Origin of the sequence: Pseudomonas sp. KK4, from assembly GCF_001984065.1 — a bacterium.
Lineage (GTDB): Bacteria > Pseudomonadota > Gammaproteobacteria > Pseudomonadales > Pseudomonadaceae > Aquipseudomonas.
Genome location: NZ_LYVP01000192.1, coordinates 1 through 6327, shown reverse-complemented (window position 1 = coordinate 6327; position 6327 = coordinate 1). Strand labels below are relative to the sequence as shown.

5 protein-coding genes are annotated in these 6327 nt (G+C 62.2%); 4 read left to right on the top strand and 1 reads right to left on the bottom strand.

The window, feature by feature from the left end; translation table 11 throughout:
• A partial coding sequence (locus B0W55_RS28355) for a cytosine permease (protein ID WP_077049214.1) occupies window positions 1-1241 on the bottom strand: 1241 nt, incomplete at its 3' end.
• 313 nt (window positions 1242-1554) lie between these two features.
• On the opposite strand from B0W55_RS28355, the gene B0W55_RS28350 reads away from it, so the two are divergent.
• From B0W55_RS28350 to B0W55_RS28335, 4 genes are all read left to right on the top strand, one after another.
• Entirely contained in the window at window positions 1555-2040 is a 486-nt protein-coding gene (locus B0W55_RS28350; protein ID WP_077049213.1) for a flavin reductase family protein, read from the top strand.
• A 180-nt stretch (window positions 2041-2220) separates the two neighbouring features.
• Entirely contained in the window at window positions 2221-3264 is a 1044-nt protein-coding gene (locus tag B0W55_RS28345; protein ID WP_077049212.1) for an LLM class flavin-dependent oxidoreductase, read from the top strand.
• A 333-nt stretch (window positions 3265-3597) separates the two neighbouring features.
• Window positions 3598-4662 (top strand): alpha/beta fold hydrolase, encoded by a 1065-nt coding sequence (locus B0W55_RS28340; protein WP_077049211.1) that lies wholly within the window; start codon window positions 3598-3600, stop codon window positions 4660-4662.
• 133 nt (window positions 4663-4795) lie between these two features.
• Window positions 4796-6202: an aldehyde dehydrogenase family protein gene (locus tag B0W55_RS28335; protein WP_077049210.1), complete on the top strand. Its 1407-nt coding sequence runs from the start codon at window positions 4796-4798 to the stop codon at window positions 6200-6202.
• Window positions 6203-6327 lie beyond the last annotated feature (125 nt).

Sequence of the window (6327 nt, the reverse complement as noted above, 5' to 3'; positions counted from 1 at the left end):
CGCGTAGCCAGGCAGTAATACAGCGGGCACGTCACCACCAACCCCACCAGCCAGGACAAATCCGCCCCCTCCACCCAATGGGCATACGGCCCCACGTACAACGACGTGTTGGCAAACGGCAGTTGCACAATGATCCCGATGAAATACGCAACGATCGCATGCAGATTGAACCGCCCGTAAATCCCGCCATCGGCGCGGAAAATCGAAGCAATGTCATACCGCCCACGCTTGATCACGTAGAAATCGATCAGGTTGATCGACGCCCACGGCACCAGCACCAGCAGCAACGCCAGAATCAACCCGATGAACTGCGAGATGAAGTCCGCCGACGCACCCAAGGCCACCACGCAGCACCCGGCCAGCACCAGGCTCGACAACACCACCCGCACCTTGATGCTCGGTGTCCACTGGCTGGCAAAAGTCTGGATCGAGGTGATGATCGACAGCACCGCGCCATACAGATTCAAGGCGTTGTGGCTGATGATGTTGAGCAGAAACAGCACCATCAGGATCGGCCCCAGCCAACCGGTGGACTGCTTGACCGCCGCCATCGCTTCGGTGCCTTGCGGGGTCGCCAGCACCGCCACGGCGCCGAAGGTGAACGACAGAATCGTGCCCAGGGTCGCGCCCAGGTAGGTGGCCAGGAACGGGCGGCCGATGCCGATATCCGCCGGCAGGTAGCGCGAGTAATCGGACACGTACGGCGAGAAGCTGATCTGCCAGATGATCCCCAGCGATACCGTCGCCAGCCAGCCGGACAGGTTGAAGCCGCCGCGGCTGAAGAAGTCCGCCGGCAGGTCATGGGCGAAGATGTAGAGGAAACCGGCGAGCAAGGCGCTGCCCATGACCCAGGTGCCGGTGCCCGCCAGCACGATATTGGAGATGAAGAAGCCGATGTAGATCAGCGCGGCGAAAAACACGATCAGCAGCGCCCCGTAGCGACCGAACTGACCGCGGCTCTGGACCATTTGCGGAATGCCCATGCGGGGGCCCTGGGCCGACGCGAGGGCAATCACCAGGCCGCCGACCATGTGCCCCAGTGCAATCGCCAGCAGCCCCCAGAACAGATCGAGGTGGAACACCTGGACCACCATCGCCCCGGTCACGATCGGCAGCGGCGCTATGTTGGTGCTGAACCACAGGGTGAATAGATCGCGGGCCTTCCCATGGCGCTCTGCGAGAGGAACGTAGTCAACCGTGTGATTCTCGATCAACGGGTCTTGCCGGGACATCTGGGACATATATATGAACTCGAGTTTGCCTGTTCTTATCGTTGTATGAAGCCAAACCGGGGGTGCGCATCGGCCGCCCCTCAGATGCAGGCCATATTATGGTATTCCAAACTTTTCACAAGACTGATACGGTCGTGGAAAACGCGCCTGATCCGCATATCTAGCCAGCCCCCCTGCCTGGAAGCCCCGTAAACACTGACTACAAGACAACACGCACGCGTTTATCGGGTCGCCAAAAAACCCCTTGCAACTTATGTATTACGGTATACCATCAGACCTACAAACGCATAAAAACCGCGTCACACCACCCGAGGACCTTCCGATGATCGATGCCGCCATCTATAAACAAGTCATGGGTTCGTTCCCGTCCGGCGTGACAGTGATCACCACGCTCGATGACGACGGGCAAATCGTCGGCCTGACCGCCAGCGCCTTCAGCTCGCTGTCCATGGACCCGGCGCTGGTGCTGTTCTGCCCCAACTACAGCTCCGACTCCTACCCGGTCCTGATCAAGAACAAACGCTTTGCCATACATGTGCTGTCCGGCGGCCAGCAGAGCGAGGCCTACGCCTTCGCGCGCAAAGGCAAGGACAAGGCCCAAGGCATCGAATGGACCTTGAGCGAACTGGGCAACCCGATCCTGGCCAACGCCACGGCGGTCATCGAATGCGAACTGTGGCGCGAATATGAAGGCGGCGATCACGCGATCATGGTGGGCGCGGTGAAGAACCTGATCGTGCCCCGGCACACCCCCGGCCCGCTGGTGTACTGCCACGGCAAGATGGGCGCTCTGCCCGTCCCGGCCTGAACATCCACCTACTGTAGGAGCGAGCAGGCTCGCGATGGTCGTCAACGATGACACTGGCTACCTGACACCCCACGGTGAATGTCCCTCCATCGCGAGCAAGCTCGCTCCTACAGATCTGCGAAAACACAGATAAACAGCCCCGCAGTCGACGGGCCGACAACAAAAGATCCGAGGTAAGTCATGAAATTTTCCCTGTTCGTACACATGGAGCGTTGGGACGAAAGCGTCAGCCATCGTCAATTGTTCGAGGACCTGACCGAACTGACCCTGATGGCCGAGGCCGGTGGTTTCAGCACTGTATGGATCGGTGAACACCACGCCATGGAATACACCATCTCGCCGAGCCCGATGCCCCTGCTGGCCTACCTGGCGGCCAAGACCACCACCATCCACCTGGGCGCCGGCACCATCATCGCGCCGTTCTGGCATCCGCTGCGGGTGGCCGGGGAATGCGCGCTGCTGGACGTGATCAGCAACGGCCGCATGGAAGTCGGCCTGGCCCGTGGCGCTTATCAGGTGGAGTTCGACCGCATGGCCGGCGGCATGCCGGCGTCGAGCGGCGGTCAGGCATTGCGCGAAATGGTTCCGGTGGTGCGCGCCCTGTGGCAAGGCGACTACGCCCATGACGGCGAGATCTGGAAATTCCCCACCTCCACCAGCGTGCCCAAGCCGATCCAGCAGCCCAACCCGCCGATGTGGATCGCCGCCCGCGACCCGGACTCGCACAACTTCGCCGTGGCCAACGGTTGCAACGTCATGGTCACGCCGCTGATGAAGGGCGACGAAGAGGTGCTGGACCTGAAGAACAAATTCCAGGCCGCCCTGGACAACAACCCCGACGTACCGCGCCCGCAACTGATGGTGCTGCGCCACACCCACGTGCACACCGCTGACGACCCTGAGGGCTGGAAAGTCGGGGCCAAGGCGATTTCCAAGTTCTACCGCACCTTCGACGCCTGGTTCGGCAACAAGCAAACCCCGGTCAACGGCTTCCTGGCGCCGAGCCCGGAAGAAAAGTTCGCCGGCCGCCCGGAATTCGAACTGGACAGCCTGCACAAGACCGCCATGATCGGCACCCCGGAAGAAATCATTCCGCGCATCAAGTACTACCAGGCACTGGGCGTCGACGAGTTCAGCTTCTGGTGCGACAACAGCCTGCCCCACGCGGAAAAGAAAAAATCGTTGGCGCTGTTCATCAAGCACGTGGTGCCGGCGTTCCGCTGAGCCCCACCTTTTGTGGGAGCGGGCTTGCTCGCGAAAGCGATCTTTCAGACACCTATGTGTTGCCTGACAGTGCGCCTTCGCGAGCAAGCCCGCTCCCACAATTGGATGTGTGCCGGACAGCGAATCGGGTTTGCCGCCTTGTATCGCAATGTATCTACACACCCAAGGGATACATAACCCTTCACCCAGCCGCTTTTCTGAAACAGCCCAGATACCTCGCCCCGTTTAAATGTGATCCAGGCCGGACGCGATCCCCTTTCGCGACCCGCTATACCTGTTGGAGCCACGCCCCACGCGCCTCCACACCCTCACATTTGAAAGGAGCTCTCCACCATGAAAGTGCATGTATCGAACAGCAACGCCGACAAACATCGCCGCCACCTGGTGGGTTCTTCTGTGCTGGCCCTGACCCTGGGCCTGCTGGGCGCCACCGCCGCTCATGCCAGCACCCCGGCGACCGCAGCACCCGCCCCGGTCACCGCTGCCAGCACCGCCGACAGCCCGTTCGTTCCGCTCAAGCACGTCAACGCCGGCCTGCTCAGCGTGGCCTATGCCGAAACCGGCCCGGCCGATGGCCCGGTGGTGATCCTGCTGCACGGCTGGCCCTACGACATTCACAGCTATGACCAAGTGGCGCCGCTGCTCGCCGCCAAGGGTTATCGGGTCCTGATGCCTTACGCTCGCGGCTACGGCGATACGCACTTCCTGTCCGACAAAACCCTGCGCAACGGCCAGCCGGCCGCATTGGCCAGCGATGTCATCGACTTCATGGACGCCCTGAACATCAAGCAGGCGGTGCTCGGTGGCTACGACTGGGGCGCACGTTCGGCGGATATCGTTTCGGCACTGTGGCCGGAGCGGGTCAAGGCGCTGGTGTCGGTCAGCGGCTACCTGATCGGCAATCAGGCCGCTGGCCAGAAGCCTTTGCCGCCCAAGGCTGAATTGCAGTGGTGGTATCAGTTCTACTTCGCCACCGAGCGCGGCAAGGCGGGCTACGCCCAGAACACCCACGACTTCGCCAAGCTGATCTGGCAACTGGCGTCGCCGCAATGGAAGTTCGACGATGTCACCTACGACCGCAGCGCCAAGGCCCTGGAAAACCCGGATCACGTCGACATCACGGTCTACAATTATCGCTGGCGCCTGGGTTTGGAACAGGGCGAAACCAAGTACGACGCCCTGGAGCAGAAACTGGCCAAAGCCCCGTCCATCAGCGTGCCGACCATCACCCTGGAAGGCGACGCCAACGGCGCGCCGCATCCCAAGGCCGAGGATTACCGTCAACGTTTTACCGGCAAATATGAATACCGTCTGATCGCCGGCGGCATCGGCCACAACCTGCCGCAGGAAGATCCGCACGCCTTTGCCAAGGCCGTCATCGACGCCGATCACCTGTGAGTTGGTCGGCGGCCACCGCCGCCGATCGTTCTTCTCGAAAACTGAACGAATACTTCTGAATTATTCAGTTTTCGAAACAACGGCTCGGGACTACCTTGGACTCAACGCTTTCTGACGACCCGAGGTAAGTCCCATGTCTGATCAAACCCTGGCTGTGCATGCACCCTACACCGGTGCGGTCGTCGGCCATGTCCCCCTGTCCACCGAGGCTGATGTCGAGCAGGCGCTGAGCATCGCCCACGGCCTGTTTCGCGACCGCAGCCAGTGGCTGTCCACGCCGCGACGCATCGAAATCCTGCACCGCGCCGCGCAATTGATCACCGAGCGCAAGATCGAAATCACCACCCAGGCGGCCAGCGAAGGCGGCAAGCCGTTCAAGGATTCACTGGCCGAAGTCGAGCGCGGCATCGACGGCATTCTCAACAGCATCGAGGTGTTGCGCACCGAAGGCGGCCACGTAATCCCCATGGGCGTAAACGCGGCCTCGGCCAATCGTGTGGCGTTCACCCAGTTCGAGCCGATCGGCGTGGTCGCGGCCGTTTCGGCGTTCAACCACCCCTTCAACCTGATCGTGCACCAGGTGATACCGGCCCTCGCCGTCGGCGCACCGGTGATCGTCAAACCGGCGGCCAACACGCCCCTCAGTTGCAAGACCCTGATCGACATCCTGACCGAGGCCGGCCTGCCCGCAGGCTGGGCACAAATGGTATTGCCGTCCGATAACCGCATCACCGGCAAATTGGTGGCCGATCCACGGGTGGGTTTCTTCAGTTTCATTGGTTCGGCGGCCGTGGGCTGGATGCTGCGCTCGACCCTCGCACCGGGTACCCGTTGCGCCCTGGAGCACGGCGGAGCGGCGCCGGTGATGCTGGCCGCCGATGCCGACCTGGACGACGCCCTGCCGCGCATCGCCCGTGGCGGTTTCTTCCACGCCGGTCAGGTCTGTGTCAGCGTGCAACGGATTTTCTGCCACCGCAGCATCGCCGAGCAGGTCGCCGAGCGCCTGGGGCAACTGGGTGATGCCATGGTGGTGGGTGATCCGACCGACCCGCACACCGACGTCGGCCCGCTGATCGCTGAACGTGAAGTGAACCGCGTCAGCCAATGGGTGGATGAGGCCGTCGCCGGTGGCGCACGCCTGATTTCCGGTGGCCGCGCCTTGGGCAACAATTGCTATGCGCCAACCGTGCTGCTCAATCCGTCGATCGATTCCAATGTGATGCAGAAGGAAGTGTTCGGCCCGGTGGTGGCAGTCTACGCCTACGACGACCTGAGCCAGGCCATCGAACTGGCCAACGCCCTGCCCTACGCCTTCCAGGCCGCAGTCTTCACCCAGGACCTGGACACCGCGATGCAGTGCTACCAGGACCTCGACGCCACGGCGGTGATGGTCAACGAAAGCAGCACCTTCCGCGTCGACTGGATGCCCTTCGCCGGTGCCCGCCTGTCCGGGCACGGCGTGGGCGGCATTCCGCACACCATGAAGGACATGCAGGTCGAGAAGATGATGGTCTGGCGCTCCCGGGCGGTGCGCGGCTGACACCTGAAACTGTGTCGAGCAAGCTTCTGTGGCGAGGGAGCTTGCTCCCGTCGGACTGCGCAGCAGTCCCTTCTCTATTGACAAAAAGAGCGGGGGCCGCTGCGCAGCCCAGCGGGAGCAAGCTC

Coding starts and splice junctions, on each gene's coding strand:
- B0W55_RS28350 (WP_077049213.1), top strand. CDS start 1,555: ATGATCGATGCCGCCATCTATAAACAAGTCATGGGTTCGTTCCCGTCC.
- B0W55_RS28345 (WP_077049212.1), top strand. CDS start 2,221: ATGAAATTTTCCCTGTTCGTACACATGGAGCGTTGGGACGAAAGCGTC.
- B0W55_RS28340 (WP_077049211.1), top strand. CDS start 3,598: ATGAAAGTGCATGTATCGAACAGCAACGCCGACAAACATCGCCGCCAC.
- B0W55_RS28335 (WP_077049210.1), top strand. CDS start 4,796: ATGTCTGATCAAACCCTGGCTGTGCATGCACCCTACACCGGTGCGGTC.